The sequence below is a fragment of the Bombella favorum genome (genome assembly GCF_014048475.1).
Classification (GTDB): domain Bacteria; phylum Pseudomonadota; class Alphaproteobacteria; order Acetobacterales; family Acetobacteraceae; genus Bombella; species Bombella favorum.
In genome coordinates this window covers 1-18,410 of the sequence record NZ_NWUS01000003.1, presented here as the reverse complement: position 1 = coordinate 18,410, position 18,410 = coordinate 1, and the positions used below count along the sequence as shown (strand labels likewise).

The following is an 18,410-nucleotide window of genomic DNA, read 5'->3' as shown; positions in this document are numbered from 1 at the left end:
GTGTGTTTTAGAGGGAGACCGTTCCATGGCCGCCTATCAGTATGTCTATGTCATGAAGGACGTCACAAAGTCCTATCCGGGCGGCCGTGAGGTATTCAAGGGGATCACGCTCTCCTTCCTGCCGGGGGTGAAGATCGGTATCCTCGGTGTGAACGGTGCGGGTAAATCCACCCTGCTGAAGATCATGGCCGGGATCGAGAAGGAATTCGGTGGTGAGGCTTGGGCTGCCGAAGGCATCCGCATCGGTTATCTGGAGCAGGAGCCGCAGCTGGACCCGAACCTGACTGTTGGTGAAAACGCTGCCCTAGGTTTTGGTGCGCTGAAGAAGGCCGTAGAGCGTTTTAATGAAATCTCCATGAAGTTCGCAGAACCCATGTCCGATGAGGAGATGAACGATCTTCTTGCTGAGCAGGCCGAACTTCAGGAAAAGATTGATGCGGAAGATGGCTGGGAGCTGGACCGTCATCTGGAAATCGCTCTGGACGCACTGCGCTGCCCGCCAGCAGACAGCCCGGTAGACAAGCTCTCCGGTGGTGAGAAGCGCCGTGTGGCCCTGTGCCGCCTGCTTCTGGAAAAACCTGACATTCTGCTGCTCGATGAGCCGACCAACCATCTGGATGCCGAGAGCGTGGCATGGCTTGAGAAGACCCTGCGTGAGTACAAGGGTACCGTGATGGTCATCACCCATGACCGTTACTTCCTTGATAACGTCACGAACTGGATTCTTGAGATCGAGCGTGGTCGTGGCTATCCGTTCGAGGGTAACTACTCTTCCTGGCTGGAACAGAAGCGCAAGCGTCTGGAACAGGAGGAGAAAGAAGAAAGCTCCCGCCAGCGTGCCCTGGCTGCTGAACAGCAGTGGATTGCCAGCTCTCCCAAGGCTCGTCAGGCCAAGAGCAAGGCCCGTATCACGCGCTATGAGGAAATGCTGGCCGCCGGGCAGGAAGCTGCCGGAGGCACGGCAGAAATCGTTATCACACCCGGCCCCCGTCTGGGCCAGACAGTCATCGAGGCCGAGAATCTCTGCAAGGGTTTTGGTGACCGCCAGTTGATCGACGGTCTCAACTTCAAGCTGCCGCCGGGCGGCATCGTGGGGGTTATCGGGCCGAATGGTGCCGGGAAGTCCACGCTCTTCAAAATGATCACTGGGCAGGAGCAGCCTGATTCCGGCTCTCTGAAGATTGGTGATACGGTTAAGCTGGGCTATGTTGATCAGTCCCGTAACGATCTGGATGATAGCAAGACCGTTTGGGAGGAAATCTCCGGTGGAACGGACGTCATCCATCTGGGTAAGCGGTCTGTGCCGTCCCGTGCTTATGTCGGGGCCTTCAACTTCAAGGGGCCGGACCAGCAGAAGCGTCTGGGCGTTCTCTCCGGTGGTGAACGTAACCGCGTGCATCTGGCCAAGATGCTTAAGGAAGACAATAACGTCCTGCTGCTCGACGAACCGACAAACGATCTGGATGTCGATACGCTTCGTGCGTTGGAGGATGCTCTGGAATCTTTCGCAGGCTGCGCCGTGGTCATCAGCCATGACCGTTGGTTCCTCGATCGTCTGGCCACGCATATCCTCGCCTTTGAGGGGGACAGCCATGTAGAATGGTTCGAGGGTAACTTCCAGCAGTATGAGGAAGATAAACGCCGCCGTCTGGGGCCTGACTCTACGGAGCCAAGCCGCATCCGTTATCGTCCCATCGCTCGCTAATCGCCTTTCGGGCGGCATGTTGTGCTAGGCAATGAGCTGCGGACAGCCCGCCTTGTCCTCCGTCCGGTCAACTGGCCGGATATGGAGGATATGGCAAGGCTGAAAGCGGATGTTGGAGCGTTCGGGGTCATGCTGGGTGGTGTGCGCACCCGTGCAAAGGCCGAGGCCGAGATGGCCGAAGATGTGGCTTTTTGGGCCGAGCGTGGCATCGGTATTTTTTCCATTCTCGAGCAAGGGCGTTTTGTCGGCATGACCGGCGTGCATGATCGCCCTGATGGCCGAGGCATTGGCCTGCGCTTTGCCCTGTTTCCGTGGGCGGCGGGGCGAGGCATTGCCCGTGAGGCCGCCGGGACGGCCCTCAATTTTGTGTTAGATGCCGGGGTGGAGCGTGTCGTGGCTGTGGCCCGTCAGGATAATCGCCCCTCTCGTATTGTGCTGGGTAGTATCGGCATGAGCCTGCTTGACCAGTTCGAACGGGACGGGCACATCATGCTCTTGTATGAAAAGAGACGGGCGCTGTTCCAATGGTGAATGGCACCGCCCCACTCAAGGGGGCAGGCAACAGGGAAGCCGGGACGATGGCAACGCATATATTCATTGATGGTGAAGCAGGAACAACGGGGCTGGGGATTCGCCGCCGTATCGAGGCTGTGGCAGACCGTCATGATCTCCGCTTGTTGAGCATCGATCCGAGCCAGCGGAAAGACCCGCAGGTTCGCCGAAATCTTATGGCGCAGGCGGATATCACCGTGCTGTGCCTGCCAGATGATGCCGCGCGTGAGGCGGTAGCTCTTGGTCAGGATACGGGAACACGGTTTCTTGATGCCAGCACAGCCCATCGGGTTAATCCGGACTGGGTCTATGGCCTGCCAGAATTGGACGCTACCCAGCCGGAACGGATCAGGAAGGCCCGGTTCGTCAGTAATCCCGGCTGTTATGCAACGGGTGCGATCGCCTTGTTGCGTCCTCTAGTTCAGGCGGGGTTGTTGCCGGTGGATGCGCATGTGTCCATCAATGCCGTGTCTGGTTATAGCGGCGGTGGCCGTACAATGATCGAGCAGCAGGAACAAGCAGAAGGCCCTGCCTTTTTCCTCTATGGGCTGAACCTTCAGCACAAGCATCTGCCGGAGATGACGCAATATAGCGGTCTAACACGCAATCCGCTGTTTGTGCCGTCTGTCGGTCATTTCCCGCAGGGCATGATTGTGTCCATTCCGCTGCATCTGGTTTCATTGCCCGGTGTGCCGATGATTGAGGATGTTACGGCGGTACTCAAAGCCTTTTACAAGGATGCTAAGACCATTCGTGTCATGGAGTCTGAGCCGAAACTGGTCGCTGAGACTATGGCTGGCCGTGATGATATGGAGCTGCGTGTCAGTGGCCATAGCGGGCAGGCCCTTTTGACAGCTTGTCTGGATAACCTCGGCAAGGGGGCATCTGGTGCGGCCATGCGTAATATTCTGTTGATGAGCGGGCAGGATATTGAATGATATGCGGGAGAGGCTAATTTTTTTCTGGCCTCTCTCTGGCTCTTTGTTTCCAGATATTTTATAAGCAGGGCGTATTCTGCATTTTAAGATGCAGACACAATGGGCGAGAGTGGCGGAACTGGTAGACGCAGTCGGCTCAAAATCGACCGCCGCAAGGCATAGGGGTTCGAGTCCCCTCTTTCGCACCATTTTCTTTTCAGCGGGCATTGTGGATATCCGGGGTAGTGGTTCGGCCGATGGCTGGCTTGACCCCTCCTGATGCCTGTGACACCTAAGAAAAAAGTTAAGTGTTTTACCGTAAGGCACTGCGTGGGTTTTCCATGCACCGGCTACCCTTTGTATGGTCGGGTCGTGATCATGTGGCGTCTGCGGTTTTTGAATTATGGATGACCTGCCAATCATGACCGCAGCCAAGCCTTCGCATCGTCCTCAGCGACCCTATTTTTCATCCGGCCCTTGTGTCAAACGCCCGGGCTGGACACCGGAGGTGCTGAAAGGGGCCTTCCTAGGGCGGTCCCATCGTGCTGCAGAAGGGCGGGCACGGCTTAATGAAGTCATTACCCGGTCCATTGCTCTGCTAGGTGTGCCAGAAGATTGGCAAGTCGGTATCGTTCCTGCCTCCGATACAGGGGCTGTGGAGATGATTCTCTGGGCATTGGCAGGCCAACGGGGTATGGATGTCCTCTCTTTTGAGAGTTTTTCCGGCACATGGGCGCAGGACCTGAAAGATATCCTGAAGCTGGAAGATTTGCGGGTACTGGAGGCTCCCTACGGTGAGCTGCCCGATATGGCGCAGATTGACTGGTCCCGTGATGTGGTGCTGACATGGAATGGCACAACCTCGGGTGTTTGCGTCCCCTCTGTGGAGAGTGTGCCAGCGCAGCATGATGGTCTCGTGATCTGCGATGCCACATCTGCTGCTTTTGCAATGGACCTGCCTTGGGACCGGCTGGATGTTGTCACATGGTCATGGCAGAAGGCTCTGGGTGGGGAGGCAGCGCATGGCATGGTGGCCCTCAGCCCGAAAGCGGTTAGACGCTTGGAGGAGGGAAGCCAGCGTCCTCTCCCGAAGATTTTCCGGCTGACGAACAAGCAGGGCCTGAACGAAGCCATCTTCCGGGGCGATACTATCAACACACCCTCTATGCTGTGTGTAGAGGATGCGCTGGATAGTCTGCGGTGGGCCGAGTCTGTTGGCGGTCTGGAAGCGCTCAAGGCACGCTCCCGCCGGAATCTATCCATCGTAGAAAATTGGGTCGCTAAACGTGACTGGGTGGCCTTTCTCAGTGCGGCGAAAGAGACACGGTCCTGCACATCCATTTGCCTGAAAATTACAGCACCGTGGTTCGAGGCATTGGATGATGCTGCACGGTCCAAGGTCATCAAGGCCATGACGGGCCTGCTGGAGGAAGAAAAGGCTGGATATGACCTTGCGGGGTATCGTGATGCTCCGGCAGGTTTGCGTATTTGGGGTGGTGCCACGGTGGAGGCCGAAGATATCGAGGCCCTACTGCCTTGGCTGGATTGGGCCTTCGTCCGTATTGAAGAAAAGTTTGCGACGCCATGATCAACGGCCCCGAGACATCCAGCCCTGCCCTGCTGCCCATGGGGTTTGTAGACTTGCTCCCGGCCGAGGCCGAGGCCGAGGCCCGAGGCCTTGCCGAGGTGATGGAGGTCTTTTCATGTCACGGGTATGAGCGTGTTCGTCCTCCTCTGCTGGAGTTTGAAGGCTCTCTGCTGAGTGGGGCCGGTGAGGCTCTGGCAGAACAGAGTTTCCGTCTTTTGGACCCTGCGTCTCACCGTATGATGGCTCTGCGGCCGGATATGACGACCCAGATTGCCCGTATCGCTGCCGTGCGGATGCAGGACTGCCCCCGCCCGTTGCGTCTCTCCTATGCGGGGGATTGCGTAGTGATTGGTACGCCCGGTCGGGAGGGGCAAAGGCAGATAGCGCAGGCTGGTATCGAGCTCATCGGCCCGGATAAGGCCGAGGCAGATGCAGAGGTGATTGCTCTGGGGGCTGAGGCTCTTGCCCGCTTGGGTATTGCCAATGTGTCTTTTGACCTCTCCATGCCGGTGATGGTTTGGAGCCTGATTGACGGTAGCTTCTCCGGTATTGAGCGGGAGAGCATCATTCATGCGCTAGACCGGCGTGATGCCGCCGCCGTGCGGGAATATGGTGGCGCATGGGCGGAGCTGCTGCTGGGTATGATGGAAGCGGTTGGCCCGGCTGCCAGTGCGTTGGAGAAACTGGAGAAGCTGGATTTTCCTGCCATGCTCAAGCCACATGTGGCCCGTTTGAGGGCTGATGTAGCCGCTATTTTGGCCCGCCTTCCAGGTGCTCGCCTGACGGTGGACCCGGTGGATTTCCGGGGGTGGCGGTATCATACAGGCGTATGCGTGACAGTCTTTGCCATGCACTCCCGGGAGGAGCTGGGGAGAGGTGGCCGCTATTTAGCAGGTGACGAGCCTGCCTGCGGGCTGACGCTCAATCCGCAGGCGTTTCTGCGGGTCGCTGCGAAGCCGAAACGGCGGAAACGGTGCCTCGTTCCATCTGTGATGGTGCAGAAAGACTTGTCCAGCCTGCATGAGGCAGGCTATGCCACGATCGCATCGCTTGGGGTATCAGGCGAAATGGAGCAGGAGGCGCATCATTTACGGTGTAGCCATATCTGGAAAGATGGAAAGCCCGTTGCGCTGGCACGTTGAGGTGCTGGCAGGGCCCGCCATTGTGAGACGTTAGGGGAAGACATTCTTATGGCCAATGTTACCGTAATCGGAACCCAGTGGGGCGATGAGGGTAAAGGCAAGATTGTGGACTGGCTCGCCAGCCGGGCCGATATCGTTGTCCGCTTTCAAGGGGGGCATAATGCCGGCCATACGCTGGTCGTGAATGACCAGGTCTATAAACTTTCTCTGCTTCCCTCCGGTCTGGTCGGTGGGAAAATTGGTGTCATCGGCAATGGTGTGGTCGTAGACCCCAAGGCCCTGATGAGCGAGATTGATCGTGTGACCGAGCAGGGGCTTGTCGTCACACCGGAAACGCTCTGGATCGCCGAGACAGCCCCGCTTATCCTGCCGGTGCATGGCGCGCTGGACCGTGCCCGGGAGCTTGCCCGTGGCAACCATAAGATCGGCACAACAGGCCGTGGCATTGGTCCGGCTTATGAGGATAAGGTGGCCCGCCGTGCTATCCGCATCTGCGATCTTTCCGAGCCTGAAACGCTGGACTGGAAGATTGATGAGCTGCTGCTTCATCACAACACGCTTCTGGCCGGTCTGGGGGCAGAGACCTTCACCAAGGAAGAGATTCTGGCCTTCCTGAAGGAAATTACTCCCCGCCTTCTGCCCTACGCTTGCTGTGCATGGGACCGTCTGGCCGAGGCTGACCGGGCTGGCAAGCGCATCCTGTTTGAGGGCGCACAGGCTGTCATGCTGGATGTAGACCACGGGACCTATCCGTTTGTGACTAGCTCCAACACGGTAGCGGCTATTGCGGCGTCCGGTAGTGGCATGAGCCCGAAATCGGTCGGTTTCGTTCTGGGTATTGCTAAGGCTTATACGACTCGTGTTGGCGAAGGTCCGTTCCCCTCCGAATTGTTTGATGACGTCGGGAAGGGCATGGCCGAGCGTGGTCGTGAGTTTGGTACTGTCACGGGTCGTCCCCGTCGCTGCGGTTGGTTCGATGCTGCCATGGTTCGCCGGGCTGTGCGGGTCGGTGGTGTCAGTGGTGTGGCTCTGACGAAGCTGGATATTCTAGATGGCATGCAGGAAGTGTCCATATGTGTTGGTTATGAGCTGGATGGCAAGCGGATTGATAACTTCCCGTCCGCACCGGGGGCACAGGCCCGCGTGAAGCCGATTCTGGAGACCATGCCGGGTTGGAATGAGACCACCGGTGGTGCCCGTTCTTGGGCAGAGCTGCCGGCTCAGGCCATTAAATATGTTCGCCGGATTGAGGAGCTGATCGGCACGCCGGTTACCCTGTTGTCCACCAGCCCGGAGCGTGAGGATACTATCCTCGTGACGGATCCTTTCGAGGGTTGATAGGTATTTATTAATAATTACTTAAAAGCCAGCCGTATAGGCTGGCTTTTTTTTGGTGTTGACCATTTAAATATTCTCCCGATTTGAGTAATGGTTTTCTTTCAGTTCATTTTTTAAAGGAAAAGGGTCATTTCTGTGAGGAAAATACTGTTTGCAGGAGCTGTGGCTTCTGTTTTCGCACTGGCTGGCTGCACCTCTTCGGGGAATACGTCCATCAAGAATGAGACATCAACCACGGTTGACCAGAAGATTCAGGATGGAATTACGACCAAGGATCAGGTCAGAACGATGTATGGCGATCCGTTATCAATCAATTTCACGGATAGTGGCCATGAGGTCTGGAAATATCTTTTCTCGAAGTCTCGTGCCAATGGCACAAACTTCATCCCCTACTATTCCGCATTTTCCAGTGGGACACATGGTCAGGCAAAAACATTGCTCATAATCTATGATGATCATGGGCGTGTGTGGCACCATTCCTTCACGGCTTCTGATATGTCCGCACATAGTGGGGTCTCGAACTGAGAGTTATCAGTTTGCAGCTCATGTAAAAAAGGGAGTGTCCAGAAACTGGACACTCCCTTTTTCGTCTGATGTCCTATTGAGGACAGCCTGACTTGCCGTTCAGGCCCTGTTGTCAGGGAACAGCCTGTCCAGCAGTTTCTTCAAAACCTTTCCGACGACGACTGTCATAACGGTCTCGACAGCAAATCTCAAAAGCACTCTGAACATGAAGAAAGCCTCCTTCTAGGCGGGTGTCCACTCGATTCCCGTGGGCGGGCAGAGGCTACTCCGCTTTGGTATCGCCGACCAGCCCACGAGCATAATCTTCGGCAGAGAAAGGTCGTAAATCTTCGGCCTGTTCGCCAACGCCGACAAGATGGACAGGGAGCTTGAACTGCTCGGCCAGAGCTACCACGATTCCGCCACGGGCAGAGCCATCCAGCTTGGTTACGACTAGCCCGCTGACATTCACGAGGTCACGGAAGACCCGTACTTGCTCGATGGCATTTTGCCCGGTTGTGGCATCCAGCACCAGTAAGACGCTATGCGGGGCCGAAGGGTCAAATTTCTGCATCACACGGATGATTTTGGCCAGCTCGTCCATCAGAGCTTGCCGGTTATGCAGGCGGCCTGCCGTATCTACGAGGAGAAGATCGGCTTTTTCTTCTGTAGCTCGTTTCAGCCCATCATAGGCCAGTCCGGCAGCATCTCCGCCCGGCTTGCCCGCAATGACGGGGGAGCCGGTGCGCTCGCCCCATATTTGGAGCTGTTCGACCGCCGCCGCACGAAAGGTATCCCCTGCCACCATCATGACGGACTTGCCCTGCTGGTGGTATTGATGGGCGATCTTACCGATGGTTGTGGTCTTGCCCACACCATTGACACCCACCACAAGCACGACATGAGGTTTTTTGCTGCTATCCAGCTCGAAAGGCTGGGCCACAGGCTCCAGAACACGGGAGATTTCTGCGGCCAGTGTCTGGCGGATTTCCTCTGGAGTGATGTTCTCCCCGAAGCTTTTCTCTCGGAACTGTTCGATAATCCGTCCGGCCACAGCGGGGCCGAGATCAGCAGCGATCAGCTCGTCTTCGAGTTCTTCCAGCGTTTCATCATCAAGTTGCCGTTTGACAAACACCGCATTAAGGCGTGCGCTTGAACGGGACAGACCCTGTTTGAGTCGAGAAAAAAATCCAGCCATGACTGTCGAATTGGTGCGAGAAGGGGGGAGCCGTCAAGCCCTGTTCAGGGGATTTCTGCCATAAGCATGCCGTCTTTTAGCCCGGTGATGCGGATGCGCTCTAGCCGTCCCCGGTGGGATGGTTGGGCTTGCTGAAGGGTAAAGGCAGCAAACTCCGGGGTGTGGCCGGTCGTTGGGCTTTCCATGAGGACGGTCTTTTCCTGCCCGATAAAGCGGCTCAGAAAGTGGTCCCGCACGGTCTGGCCGAGTGCTCGCAATCTGGCAGCACGCTCCTGCCTTATGGCTTTTGGCATAGCGGGCATCCGGGCCGCTGGTGTTCTGGGCCGTTCGCTGTAGGGGAAGACATGGAGGAACGGGATGGCCTGTTCTGCCAGAAAATCATGCGTTTCCTGAAAGAGCGCATCCGTCTCGGTGGGGAAACCGGCAATCACATCGGCACCGAAGCCGGTATCAGGTCGCAGGTGGCGGACTTGTGTAATCAGCCCGGCCACGTCTGTCGTGCTGTGGCGGCGTTTCATGCGTTTGAGGATCAGGTCCGACCCTGCCTGAAGGGATAGATGTAGATGCGGCATGAAGCGGGGTTCATTAGCAATCAGGTCCCATAGGGCTTTGTCACCTGTATGAGGTGTTAGGATCATGGGGTCGATGGAGGAGAGGCGCAGGCGGGCAATCTCTGGCACTGCATCTAACAGATGGCGGCAGAGCTGCCCCAGTCCCATACCCTCCTGCTGCCATGAGGCAATATCAACGCCTGTTAGTACGATCTCGCAATGGCCTGCTTCCGTTAGGGCGCGGGCTTTTGGAATAATTTCCTCTGGAGACATGGAGGTGGACTGCCCCCGCCCTGCTGGAATGACGCAGAAGGTGCAGTCATTGTCACAACCCTGCTGAACCTGAAGCAGAGCCCGAATATAGCGGGAGGGGGGTGGTGTACGGCCAGCCTCCTCGGGCAGCCCCCATGTGGAAGGATGTGTCTTCTCCGTATTGGGGATCACCCGGCTGACACCCGGCAGGGCTGCCCATGCCTCCGCTGCTCGTTCGGAGGCGCAGCCCGTCACGATGATGCGGGCTGTTGGGTTTTCCCTGTGTGCACGGCGGATTGTCTGACGTGCCTGCCGCTCGGCTTCTGCCGTGACGGTGCAGGTATTGACGATGATAGTGTCTCCGTCCTGCGCTTGGCCCTGGCGGGCCAGATGCTCCATCGCATCGCTCTCATGAGCATTCAGGCGGCAGCCGAAGGTGAGGAGGGTGACGCTCATGGTGTGGCAGTTTGCCCCTGTGCTAGCCAGCTCTCATCCAGCGTGCCGGTAAAGACGGTTTGGGCCGGGCCAGTCATCAAGACGGAGCCGTCACCCTGCCATGTGATGGTTAGGGAGCCACATTCCATTGTGACACGGCATGTGCGTTCTACGAGGCCCCGCCGTGCCGCATTGACGACCGCCGCACAGGCACCGGACCCGCAGGCGAGTGTCAGCCCTGCTCCCCGTTCCCAGACCCGCAGGCGGATGTGGGTGGGGGATAGAATCTCTGCAAAGCCGATATTGGCCCGTTCTGGGAAGAGGGGATCGGTTTCCAGGTCAGGCCCTAGCAAGGCGGCATCCTCGATGGAGCGGAACAGCGTTAGATGTGGATTACCCATGGAGCAGGCGGCTCCATCGTGCAGGGGGAGGTGGGCTGTATCGCAGTCATGGGCGAGAGGGATGGCCTGCCAATCCAAATGGGGTTTTCCCATAAGTACGGAGACCAGCCCGTTTTCTTGAGAGGTAGGGAGTAGGCCATTCTGCGTCTGGAGGGTTGGGCTGCCACCTAGAAGGGCCGCAACGCAGCGAGAGGCATTGCCACAAGCCCCAGCTTCCGACCCGTCTGGGTTGAAGAAGCGGACTAGTACGTCAGCACCATCTCGTGTTGGTGTGGAAAGTGTCACGAGCTGGTCGCAGCCAATGCCTGTACGGCGGTCGCAGAGGCGGCTGATCAGCGTGGTAGAGGAGAGGGAGAGCGGTGTTGTCCTGCCATCCAGAATGATGAAATCATTCCCCAGACCATGCATTTTTGTAAAGGAAACGCCCATGATGCCCCTCTAAGACGTGATGAAATCGCCTCCTTCTATAATGTTGCGTTGCCGGGGTAAAATGAAGCCTTCCCGTCGCCGGGATGTTTTTCCCTGTAGGTCAGGCATTGTTCAGGACTCTCGCTGCCCTATATTAAGGGATGATAGTAAGGAATAAGCCGGAAAGGGGAAGGCGTGCAGGGCCTACATGAAAAAGCATTCACACAGGCATCTTTAGAGCCGGATGAGGCTTTCTGGGCCCAGCAGGAGCTGGATTCCCTGATGGATATGGGGGGGCGTACGGCCATTACTGCCCTTTATCGTACTGCTCTACCTGTAGGGGGGTGTACGTTAGACCTGATGTGCGGGGCGATGAGCCATCTGCCAGAGGATGCTACCTTTCAGGAATTTATCGGGCTGGATATCAATAAGGCGGCCCTTAAGGCTAATCAGGCTCTGAGTCGTGCCGTGGAGCAGGACCTCAATAGTACGCCCCTCCTGCCGTTTGATGAGGCAAGTTTCGATGGGGCTCTTCTGTGCGATGGGCTGGCCTATCTGACAAAGCCGCAGCAGGTTATTGAGGAATTGTTCCGTGTTCTGCGGCCTGGTGCACCGTTGATCATTAGTTTTTCCGACAGATTCGTACCGGCCAAGGCCGTGGCCATCTGGCAGGCTCTAGAGCCGGAAGACCGGGTCCGTTTTACCAGTGCGCTCATGCAACGGGCCGGTTTTACGGAGCTGGATACTGGTGAGGTTGTCCCGCCGGAGGATCTTACCGCATGGCAGGATACGGTTCGGGCTGTCATTGGTCGCCGTCCTGTGGCAGTCTGAAAGACAACCCAGCTTTTTAATCTGGTGGTGGATCGTCTCTGGCCTTGGAGGGCATAAAGGGGTATTCACCGCTTTTCTGGCTGCCACAATCTGGTTCGTGGCAGCATGTGTATGACCGAGTGTTCGTTGACGATGCCTTTTCCCGATACCCATCCCGCCCTGACTCGTGCTCTGGCAGCACGTGGCTATGAACAGCCGACTCCCGTGCAGGAGGCGGTGTTGGAGCCGGGGCTGGAAGGACGTGATCTGCTCGTCTCCGCACAGACGGGCTCCGGTAAGACTGTTGCTTTTGGTCTCGCTTTTGCGTCGGACCTTTTGGGCGAAGGGGACAAGATGGCCCCTACCCGCTCTCCGCTGGCCTTGGTGATTGCCCCGACCCGTGAACTTGCCATGCAGGTTCAGACAGAGCTTTCGTGGCTCTATGCCGAGACTGGTGCCCGTATTGCCAGCTGTATTGGTGGGACCGATGCCCGCCGTGAGGCCCGCTCTCTGGAGCGTGGTGCCCATATTGTCGTGGGTACGCCGGGCCGCCTGTGTGACCATCTCTCCCGTGGTAAGCTGGACCTAACGGGCCTGCGTGCCGTCGTGCTGGATGAAGCCGATGAGATGCTGGATATGGGCTTCCGTGAGGAGCTGGAACAGCTGCTGGACGCCTCCCCGAAGGAACGCCGCACCCTGCTGTTTTCCGCTACTATCGCTCGGGAAATTGCGTCTCTGGCACGGCGTTATCAGAAAGATGCCAAGCGGATTGATACGGTTTCCGGCCAGAAGCAGCATGCCGATATTACCCATCGCTGCGTGGTGACAGCCCCACAGGAAGTGGAACGGTCCCTCGTCAATGTGCTGCGTTATTATGAGAGCCAGACGGCGATGGTGTTCTGCAACACCCGCTTGTTGGTGAATCAGGTTCAGGCCGCTTTGCTGGAGCGGGGCTTCGCCTCTGTCGCTATTTCTGGCGAGATGGGGCAGAATGAGCGCTCCCGTGCTATCGAGAGCCTGCGCTCCGGTGCGGCCCGTGTTTGCGTGGCAACAGATGTGGCCGCTCGTGGTATTGATGTTCCGGCTCTTGGCCTGGTCGTTCATGCTAGTGTGCCGTCTTCTTCCGATACGTTCTTGCATCGTTCTGGCCGTACGGGTCGTGCAGGGCGCAAGGGGGTGAGTGTGCTGATGGTGCCGTTTAACCAGCGGCGCAAGGCGGAACGTGTTCTGGCACAGGCCCGTGTGAAGGCCGAGTGGGAGCCAGTGCCGACCGCTGAAGCTATTGCGGAGCAGGATGCACAGCGTCTTTTAGAAGACCCGATTCTGACCGGTGAAGCCTCCATTGCTGTGCCGGAAGAGATTGTGACCAAACTGATAGAGCGTTTTGATGCCACGCAGCTGGCTCGTGCACTGGTCGGGTTCCATAAAGCGCATTTGCCTCGTGTGGAAGATATCCGCCCTGTATCTGTTGAGCCACCTGCTCGTGGTGCCGCTCGTGAAGGTGGGCGCGGGTATGAGATGTCCGGCTCGTGGTTCCGTCTTGGTGTGGGACGTAGCGAGAAGGCTGATCCTAAATGGCTGATTCCGCTCATCTGCCGCCTTGGTGGTGTGCAGAAGCGTGACATTGGTAATATCTGCATCCAGCAGGATGACACGCTCTTCCAGATTTCTGACGAAAAGCTGGCTCGTTTCAATTCCTGCCGCGCTGGGGCAGAGCAGGATGAAGTCACTATTGAGCCAGCCGAGGCACCCGCTGGTGGTGGTGGCCCTCGTCGTGGCCGTGGTGGCCCGCCGGGCGGACGACGCTTCGGTGCGCCGAAAGGGCGTTTTGGTGGCCCCGGTGGCGGTGGACGCCGGGAGGGTCGTGATGGCCGAGAGGGTGGGCGTGGCCCATCATCCTTTAAGCGTCGTTCCGGTCCGGCTCGTAGCGGCGAGAAATCAACCCGCCGCCGTTGAAGCAGAGAAGGAGGGGCCTCACCCCTCCTTTTTTGTAACAGCCAGCCCGCCTGATGCCTGACAGACAGGCATGATCTCCAGATGATTCACATTCATATGGGCAGGTAGGCCGATCAACCATGAGACCGTTTCTGCAATATCGGCAGGCATGAGCGGTGTGGTGTTTTCATAGACAGCCTGTGCCTTGGCATCATCACGTAACCGTACGTTGCTGAATTCACTGCCGCCTACGAGGCCGGGTTCAATGGTCGTGACACGTAGGGGCGTGCCGAGTAGGTCCGTCCGAAGATTTTTCATAAATTGGGCGACAAAGGCTTTTGTAGCCCCATAGACGTTCCCGCCCCGATAAGCGTAATGCCCTGCCGTACTGCCGATGGAGAGGATATAACCACGGTTCCGTTCGATCATGCCAGGGAGTAGGGCATGGGTGATTTCCACAAGGCCGGAAATGTTGGTGTTGATCATAGTTTCCCAGTCATCCACACTGGAATCCTGAGCAGGGGTGACCCCTAATGCTAACCCAGCATTGTTGATGAGCACATCAATATGACGCCAGTCGGTCGGTAGGCTTTGGGGTAAGGCTCGCAAGGCGGCACGATCGCTCATGTCCAACGTAAGGGGGAGGAGGCTGTCGCCAAGCTCCTTATGCAGGCTGGCCAGCCGCTCACTCCGGCGGCCCGTGGCGATGACACGGTGCCCTTCTCGGACCAGCCGGACGGCAATGTTTCTACCAAAGCCGGATGTAGCCCCTGTAACAAGGATGGTTTGCGGCTGCGTCATTGTGGCAACTCCGTGTATGAGGAATGAAAAACAGAACCGTCTTTCTGTTATGCTGAACCTGAGTCCTGTTTGTAAGAGGTGTTCATGCCGATTCTTGAGCCAATCGAGACATTGACGGGCCGTCTGCTGGTTGCAACCCCCGTCCTCACGGGGACGGAATTTGCCCAGACGGTTATCTATCTCTGCGCTTACTCCGCAGAGGATGGAGCGATGGGGGTGATTGTTAATCGTCGGCTGACGCACCCAGATGTCAGCGAGCTTCTGCGTCATCTAGATGTATCCCCTAATCCGCCGAAGCGTCTTTTTGGTGTGGGTGTTGGTGGGCCAGTGGAGCCGGGCCGGGGGTTTGTTCTCCACTCGCCAGAGGAGGGAGGCCTCGGGCGTGGTCGGGTTGGTAACCGCCTGACTGTCCTGCCTGGGGAGCCGCCCGTGGCGGAGGTTAGTGCCAATATTGATATGATCAAGGAGCTGGCCGCAGGGCGGGGGCCACGGCAGGCCATGTTGCTGCTTGGTCATGCCTCATGGGCTGCAGGGCAGCTCGAAGAAGAAATACTGCATGGTAATGCGTGGTATGTCGTTCCGGCAGATGAGGGTATTGTCTTCGGTGGAGACCCTTCCACAAAATGGCAGCGTGCTTTGGAGAGTGTAGGGCTAGAGCCCTCTTCTCTTACAGCCGCAGTAGGGGAGGCATAATCTTTTTGCGGGGCTGCTCTTCTATTGCCTGTCTTCTTGTTTCGTCTCAGACTTCATTTGTCTGAAGGGTTCTGAAATCTCCTTGCAGACTGGTGTTTTTGCGCATGTTTCAGAAACACCCTCTTGAAACCAGCGCGATCGTGCCTAAATTTTAGGCACGGTCTGTCGCCATATCGGGGCAGGCTGAATATTCATCGCTGCCAGAGTTGGGGCGAGAAGGAGAGACGAACATCATGGATATTCAGAAATTCACAGAGCGTAGTCAGGGCTTTATTCAGGCTGCCCAGACCATCGCACTACGTGACTATCATCAGCAGTTGACGCCGGAGCATCTGCTCAAGGCCCTGTTGGATGATGAGCAGGGAGCGGCCACGGGGTTGATCCGTGCGGCAGGGGGCGACCCGAAAAATGTCCGGCAAGCTAATGATGCGGCCTTGGCCAAACTGCCAGCCGTGCAGGGGAGCGGGGCTTCCCAGCCGCAGCCAACGCCGGATTTCGTACGGGTGCTGGATGGTGCGGAGGCCGCTGCCAAAGCTGCCGGTGACAGTTTTGTCGCGCAGGACCGTCTGCTGGCAGGAATCGCCGCTAGCAAAACTCCGGCCGGTGAGGCTTTGCGCCAAGGTGGGGCTTCTGCTCAGGCTCTTGAGAAGGCGATTGCGACCGTCCGCAAGGGGCGGACCGTAGATTCGGCCTCGGCAGAGAACAATTTCGATGCGCTGAAGAAATATGCCCGTGACGTGACGGCTCAGGCGCAGGAAGGTAAGCTGGACCCGGTCATTGGGCGTGATGAAGAAATCCGCCGGGCTATTCAGGTTCTGGCACGCCGCAGTAAGAACAATCCGGTTCTGATCGGTGAGCCCGGTGTCGGTAAGACCGCTATTGTGGAGGGGCTGGCTCTGCGCATCGTCAATGGCGATGTGCCGGAGGCTCTGCGTAACAAGAAGCTGCTTTCTCTCGACATGGGCGCACTGATCGCCGGTGCAAAATATCAGGGTGAGTTTGAGGAACGTCTGAAGGCCGTTCTTAAGGAGATTGAGAGTGCCGAAGGGCAGATCATTCTCTTTATTGATGAGATGCACACGCTCGTTGGGGCAGGTCGTTCTAGTGGGGCGATGGATGCGTCTAACCTCATCAAGCCGGAATTGGCCCGTGGCGTGCTGCACTGCCTTGGTGCCACGACCCTGGATGAGTATCGCAAATATATCGAGAAAGATGCCGCTCTGGCCCGTCGTTTCCAGCCGGTCTTTGTGGGTGAGCCTTCTGTTGCGGATACGATTTCTATCCTGCGTGGGATCAAGGAGAAGTATGAGCTGCATCATGGGGTGCGGATCACCGATAATGCGCTGGTTTCTGCGGCGACGTTGTCTAACCGGTACATTACGGACCGTTTCCTGCCGGATAAGGCCATCGACCTGATTGATGAGGCAGCCAGCCGCCTGCGGATGCAGATCGACAGCAAGCCGGAGGCTCTGGACGAGCTGGATCGCCGCATCATTCAGCTGAAGATCGAGCGTGAGGCCATCCGCAAAGAAGATGACACGGCTTCCCGTGAGCGTCTGGAAGCTCTGGAGGCTGAATTGGCCGATCTTCAGGAGAAGTCTGACGCTATGAGTGCGGCGTGGCATGCGGAGAAAGACCGCATGAATGCCGTGCAGAAATACAAGGAGGAGCTGGACCAGGCTCGGTCTGAGGTTGAGGTGGCACAGCGCCAGGGGAATCTGCAGCGGGCATCCGAGCTGATGTATAGCCGTATTCCGGAGCTGGAACGCCAGATTGAGCAGGCCCAGCAGGAAGAGGCTCAGTCTGACGGCAATACGCTGTTCGCTGATACGGTGACGGATCAGGGAATCGCCGCCGTTGTGTCCCGTTGGACCGGCGTGCCGGTGGACCGGATGTTGGAGGGTGAACGTTCCAAGCTGATGCGGATGGAGTCTGTCCTGCGGGAGCGTGTCGTGGGGCAGGAAGCGGCTCTGGTGGCTGTCTCCAATGCTGTGCGCCGTGCTCGTGCTGGGTTGCAGGACCCCAATCGCCCGATTGGTTCTTTCCTGTTCCTTGGTCCGACCGGTGTGGGTAAGACGGAGCTTGCCAAGACGCTGGCGCAGTTCCTCTTTGATGATGAACGCGCCTTGTTGCGGATCGACATGAGCGAATTCATGGAGAAACATTCTGTTTCTCGTCTGATCGGTGCGCCTCCGGGGTATGTCGGTTATGACGAAGGCGGTGTGCTGACCGAGGCGGTGCGGCGTCGCCCTTATCAGGTCATCCTCTTTGATGAGGTGGAGAAGGCACATGAGGATGTCTTTAACATTCTGCTTCAGGTGCTGGATGATGGCCGCCTGACCGATGGGCAGGGTCGTGTGGTGGATTTCCGCAATACGATCATTGTACTGACCAGCAATCTTGGTTCTGAGATTTTGGCTCATCAGAAGGATGGCGACTCAACCGAGGCCGTGCGGGATGACGTGATGGAGATTGTCCGGGCGCATTTCCGGCCGGAGTTCCTGAACCGCTTGGATGAGATTATTCTCTTCTCCCGTCTCCAGCGGGCAGATATGGGGCAGATTGTGGAGATCCAGCTGGGTCGTCTGCGGCATCTGTTGGCGGATCGTAAGATCACCTTGTCTCTGGATGAGAAGGCACGGGAATGGATGGCCGAGGCCGGATATGATCCGGTTTATGGTGCTCGCCCTCTCAAGAGGGTGATTCAGCGTGCACTACAGAACCCGCTGGCTGGTCTCTTGTTGGAGGGTACCATCCATGATGGGGACGAGATCACGGTCTCTGCTAACGATCAGGGGCTGCTCATAAATGGGCAGTCTACTGTTGAGAACTGAGTGAATCGGTAAGGAGCCGGCCCTCTGAGAAGGGGGCCGGTTTTTTTTATGTCTGGAATCATGCCGATTCTTATTTTTGGGAATCGCTTTATGTGATTCGTGTGGTGTGTTTGGTTTTTAGTAACTGGCTGTTTTCTGTGGTTTTTGGATGGTTTGTGAAGAAAGTTTGAGAAAGTTTCTGGAAACGTGTTGACCGTGTGTGGGTGGGTGCGTATAAGGCCATTCACCGGCGGCGCTGGAGCGGAAGTTTCGGGGCTGACGGGGTGGTCATTGAAAAGAGAATATGGGTTATAAAGTAAAGACTGGAAGGGATATGTTGGCGGCGTTTTCGTTAGCGAAGGCTGAT

General features: G+C 57.3%; 15 protein-coding genes and 1 tRNA gene. 12 read left to right on the top strand and 4 right to left on the bottom strand.

The genetic code is table 11. From position 1 onward, the window contains the following. Window positions 1–25 precede the first annotated feature (25 nt). The 8 genes from ettA (at window position 26) to bamE (ending at window position 7,767) form a co-directional block, all read left to right on the top strand. Window positions 26–1,705: an energy-dependent translational throttle protein EttA gene (gene ettA, locus CPA57_RS07060; protein WP_182082135.1), complete on the top strand. Its 1,680-nt coding sequence runs from the start codon at window positions 26–28 to the stop codon at window positions 1,703–1,705. Between the two features lie 21 nt (window positions 1,706–1,726). Continuing rightward, complete coding sequence (locus CPA57_RS07055) at window positions 1,727–2,236, top strand: GNAT family N-acetyltransferase (RefSeq protein WP_182082134.1); 510 nt, start codon at window positions 1,727–1,729, stop codon at window positions 2,234–2,236. Between the two features lie 47 nt (window positions 2,237–2,283). Continuing rightward, complete coding sequence (gene argC / locus CPA57_RS07050) at window positions 2,284–3,195, top strand: N-acetyl-gamma-glutamyl-phosphate reductase (RefSeq protein WP_182082313.1); 912 nt, start codon at window positions 2,284–2,286, stop codon at window positions 3,193–3,195. Between the two features lie 103 nt (window positions 3,196–3,298). Further along, window positions 3,299–3,383: transfer RNA gene (locus CPA57_RS07045), tRNA-Leu, on the top strand. 212 nt (window positions 3,384–3,595) lie between these two features. After that, window positions 3,596–4,762, top strand: coding sequence for a phosphoserine transaminase (locus CPA57_RS07040; RefSeq protein WP_182082133.1), 1,167 nt, complete (start codon window positions 3,596–3,598; stop codon window positions 4,760–4,762). After that, window positions 4,759–5,904, top strand: a complete 1,146-nt coding sequence (locus tag CPA57_RS07035; RefSeq protein ID WP_182082132.1) for an ATP phosphoribosyltransferase regulatory subunit — start codon at window positions 4,759–4,761, stop codon at window positions 5,902–5,904. Before CPA57_RS07040 ends, CPA57_RS07035 begins: the two co-directional genes overlap by 4 nt. Window positions 5,905–5,952: 48 nt before the next feature. After that, window positions 5,953–7,242 carry an adenylosuccinate synthase gene (locus CPA57_RS07030; RefSeq protein ID WP_182082131.1) on the top strand — a complete coding sequence of 430 codons (1,290 nt, stop codon included), beginning with the start codon at window positions 5,953–5,955 and terminating at the stop codon, window positions 7,240–7,242. Between the two features lie 162 nt (window positions 7,243–7,404). Further along, window positions 7,405–7,767: an outer membrane protein assembly factor BamE domain-containing protein gene (bamE, locus tag CPA57_RS07025; RefSeq protein WP_326831362.1), complete on the top strand. Its 363-nt coding sequence runs from the start codon at window positions 7,405–7,407 to the stop codon at window positions 7,765–7,767. A 262-nt stretch (window positions 7,768–8,029) separates the two neighbouring features. On the opposite strand, the gene ftsY is transcribed toward bamE, so the two are convergent. From ftsY to dapF, 3 genes are read right to left on the bottom strand one after another with little or no spacing between them, the layout of a single operon-like run. Further along, the gene (gene ftsY / locus CPA57_RS07020) at window positions 8,030–8,944 is read right to left on the bottom strand and encodes a signal recognition particle-docking protein FtsY (protein WP_182082129.1); all 915 of its coding nucleotides are present in this window, start codon (window positions 8,942–8,944) and stop codon (window positions 8,030–8,032) included. Window positions 8,945–8,988: 44 nt separating this feature from the next. Next, window positions 8,989–10,203: a MiaB/RimO family radical SAM methylthiotransferase gene (locus tag CPA57_RS07015; protein ID WP_182082128.1), complete on the bottom strand. Its 1,215-nt coding sequence runs from the start codon at window positions 10,201–10,203 to the stop codon at window positions 8,989–8,991. Then, window positions 10,200–11,012: a diaminopimelate epimerase gene (gene dapF, locus CPA57_RS07010; protein ID WP_182082127.1), complete on the bottom strand. Its 813-nt coding sequence runs from the start codon at window positions 11,010–11,012 to the stop codon at window positions 10,200–10,202. The genes CPA57_RS07015 and dapF overlap by 4 nt, the downstream gene beginning before the upstream one ends. A 174-nt stretch (window positions 11,013–11,186) precedes the next feature. Here dapF and CPA57_RS07005 point away from each other — a divergent pair, with 174 nt between their 5' ends. Further along, window positions 11,187–11,822: a class I SAM-dependent methyltransferase gene (locus CPA57_RS07005; RefSeq protein ID WP_326831360.1), complete on the top strand. Its 636-nt coding sequence runs from the start codon at window positions 11,187–11,189 to the stop codon at window positions 11,820–11,822. Window positions 11,823–11,954: 132 nt separating this feature from the next. Beyond that, window positions 11,955–13,757: a DEAD/DEAH box helicase gene (locus tag CPA57_RS07000; protein ID WP_182082311.1), complete on the top strand. Its 1,803-nt coding sequence runs from the start codon at window positions 11,955–11,957 to the stop codon at window positions 13,755–13,757. Window positions 13,758–13,775: 18 nt separating this feature from the next. Here the strand turns inward: CPA57_RS07000 and CPA57_RS06995 are convergent, their stop codons facing one another. Then, window positions 13,776–14,537, bottom strand: coding sequence for an SDR family NAD(P)-dependent oxidoreductase (locus CPA57_RS06995; RefSeq protein ID WP_182082126.1), 762 nt, complete (start codon window positions 14,535–14,537; stop codon window positions 13,776–13,778). An 84-nt stretch (window positions 14,538–14,621) separates the two neighbouring features. Here CPA57_RS06995 and CPA57_RS06990 point away from each other — a divergent pair, with 84 nt between their 5' ends. Then, window positions 14,622–15,230, top strand: a complete 609-nt coding sequence (locus CPA57_RS06990) for a YqgE/AlgH family protein (protein WP_182082125.1) — start codon at window positions 14,622–14,624, stop codon at window positions 15,228–15,230. A gap of 233 nt (window positions 15,231–15,463) precedes the next feature. Further along, window positions 15,464–18,064, top strand: coding sequence for an ATP-dependent chaperone ClpB (gene clpB / locus CPA57_RS06985; protein WP_182082124.1), 2,601 nt, complete (start codon window positions 15,464–15,466; stop codon window positions 18,062–18,064). Window positions 18,065–18,410: the final 346 nt, after the last annotated feature.

Bases quoted from the DNA above. Each gene is read 5' to 3' on its own strand.
- CPA57_RS07015 (WP_182082128.1), bottom strand. From the start codon at position 10,203: ATGAGCGTCACCCTCCTCACCTTCGGCTGCCGCCTGAATGCTCATGAG.
- CPA57_RS07030 (WP_182082131.1), top strand. From the start codon at position 5,953: ATGGCCAATGTTACCGTAATCGGAACCCAGTGGGGCGATGAGGGTAAA.
- CPA57_RS06990 (WP_182082125.1), top strand. From the start codon at position 14,622: ATGCCGATTCTTGAGCCAATCGAGACATTGACGGGCCGTCTGCTGGTT.
- CPA57_RS06995 (WP_182082126.1), bottom strand. From the start codon at position 14,537: ATGACGCAGCCGCAAACCATCCTTGTTACAGGGGCTACATCCGGCTTT.
- dapF (WP_182082127.1), bottom strand. From the start codon at position 11,012: ATGGGCGTTTCCTTTACAAAAATGCATGGTCTGGGGAATGATTTCATC.
- clpB (WP_182082124.1), top strand. From the start codon at position 15,464: ATGGATATTCAGAAATTCACAGAGCGTAGTCAGGGCTTTATTCAGGCT.
- argC (WP_182082313.1), top strand. From the start codon at position 2,284: ATGGCAACGCATATATTCATTGATGGTGAAGCAGGAACAACGGGGCTG.
- CPA57_RS07000 (WP_182082311.1), top strand. From the start codon at position 11,955: ATGCCTTTTCCCGATACCCATCCCGCCCTGACTCGTGCTCTGGCAGCA.
- ettA (WP_182082135.1), top strand. From the start codon at position 26: ATGGCCGCCTATCAGTATGTCTATGTCATGAAGGACGTCACAAAGTCC.
- CPA57_RS07035 (WP_182082132.1), top strand. From the start codon at position 4,759: ATGATCAACGGCCCCGAGACATCCAGCCCTGCCCTGCTGCCCATGGGG.
- CPA57_RS07040 (WP_182082133.1), top strand. From the start codon at position 3,596: ATGACCGCAGCCAAGCCTTCGCATCGTCCTCAGCGACCCTATTTTTCA.
- ftsY (WP_182082129.1), bottom strand. From the start codon at position 8,944: ATGGCTGGATTTTTTTCTCGACTCAAACAGGGTCTGTCCCGTTCAAGC.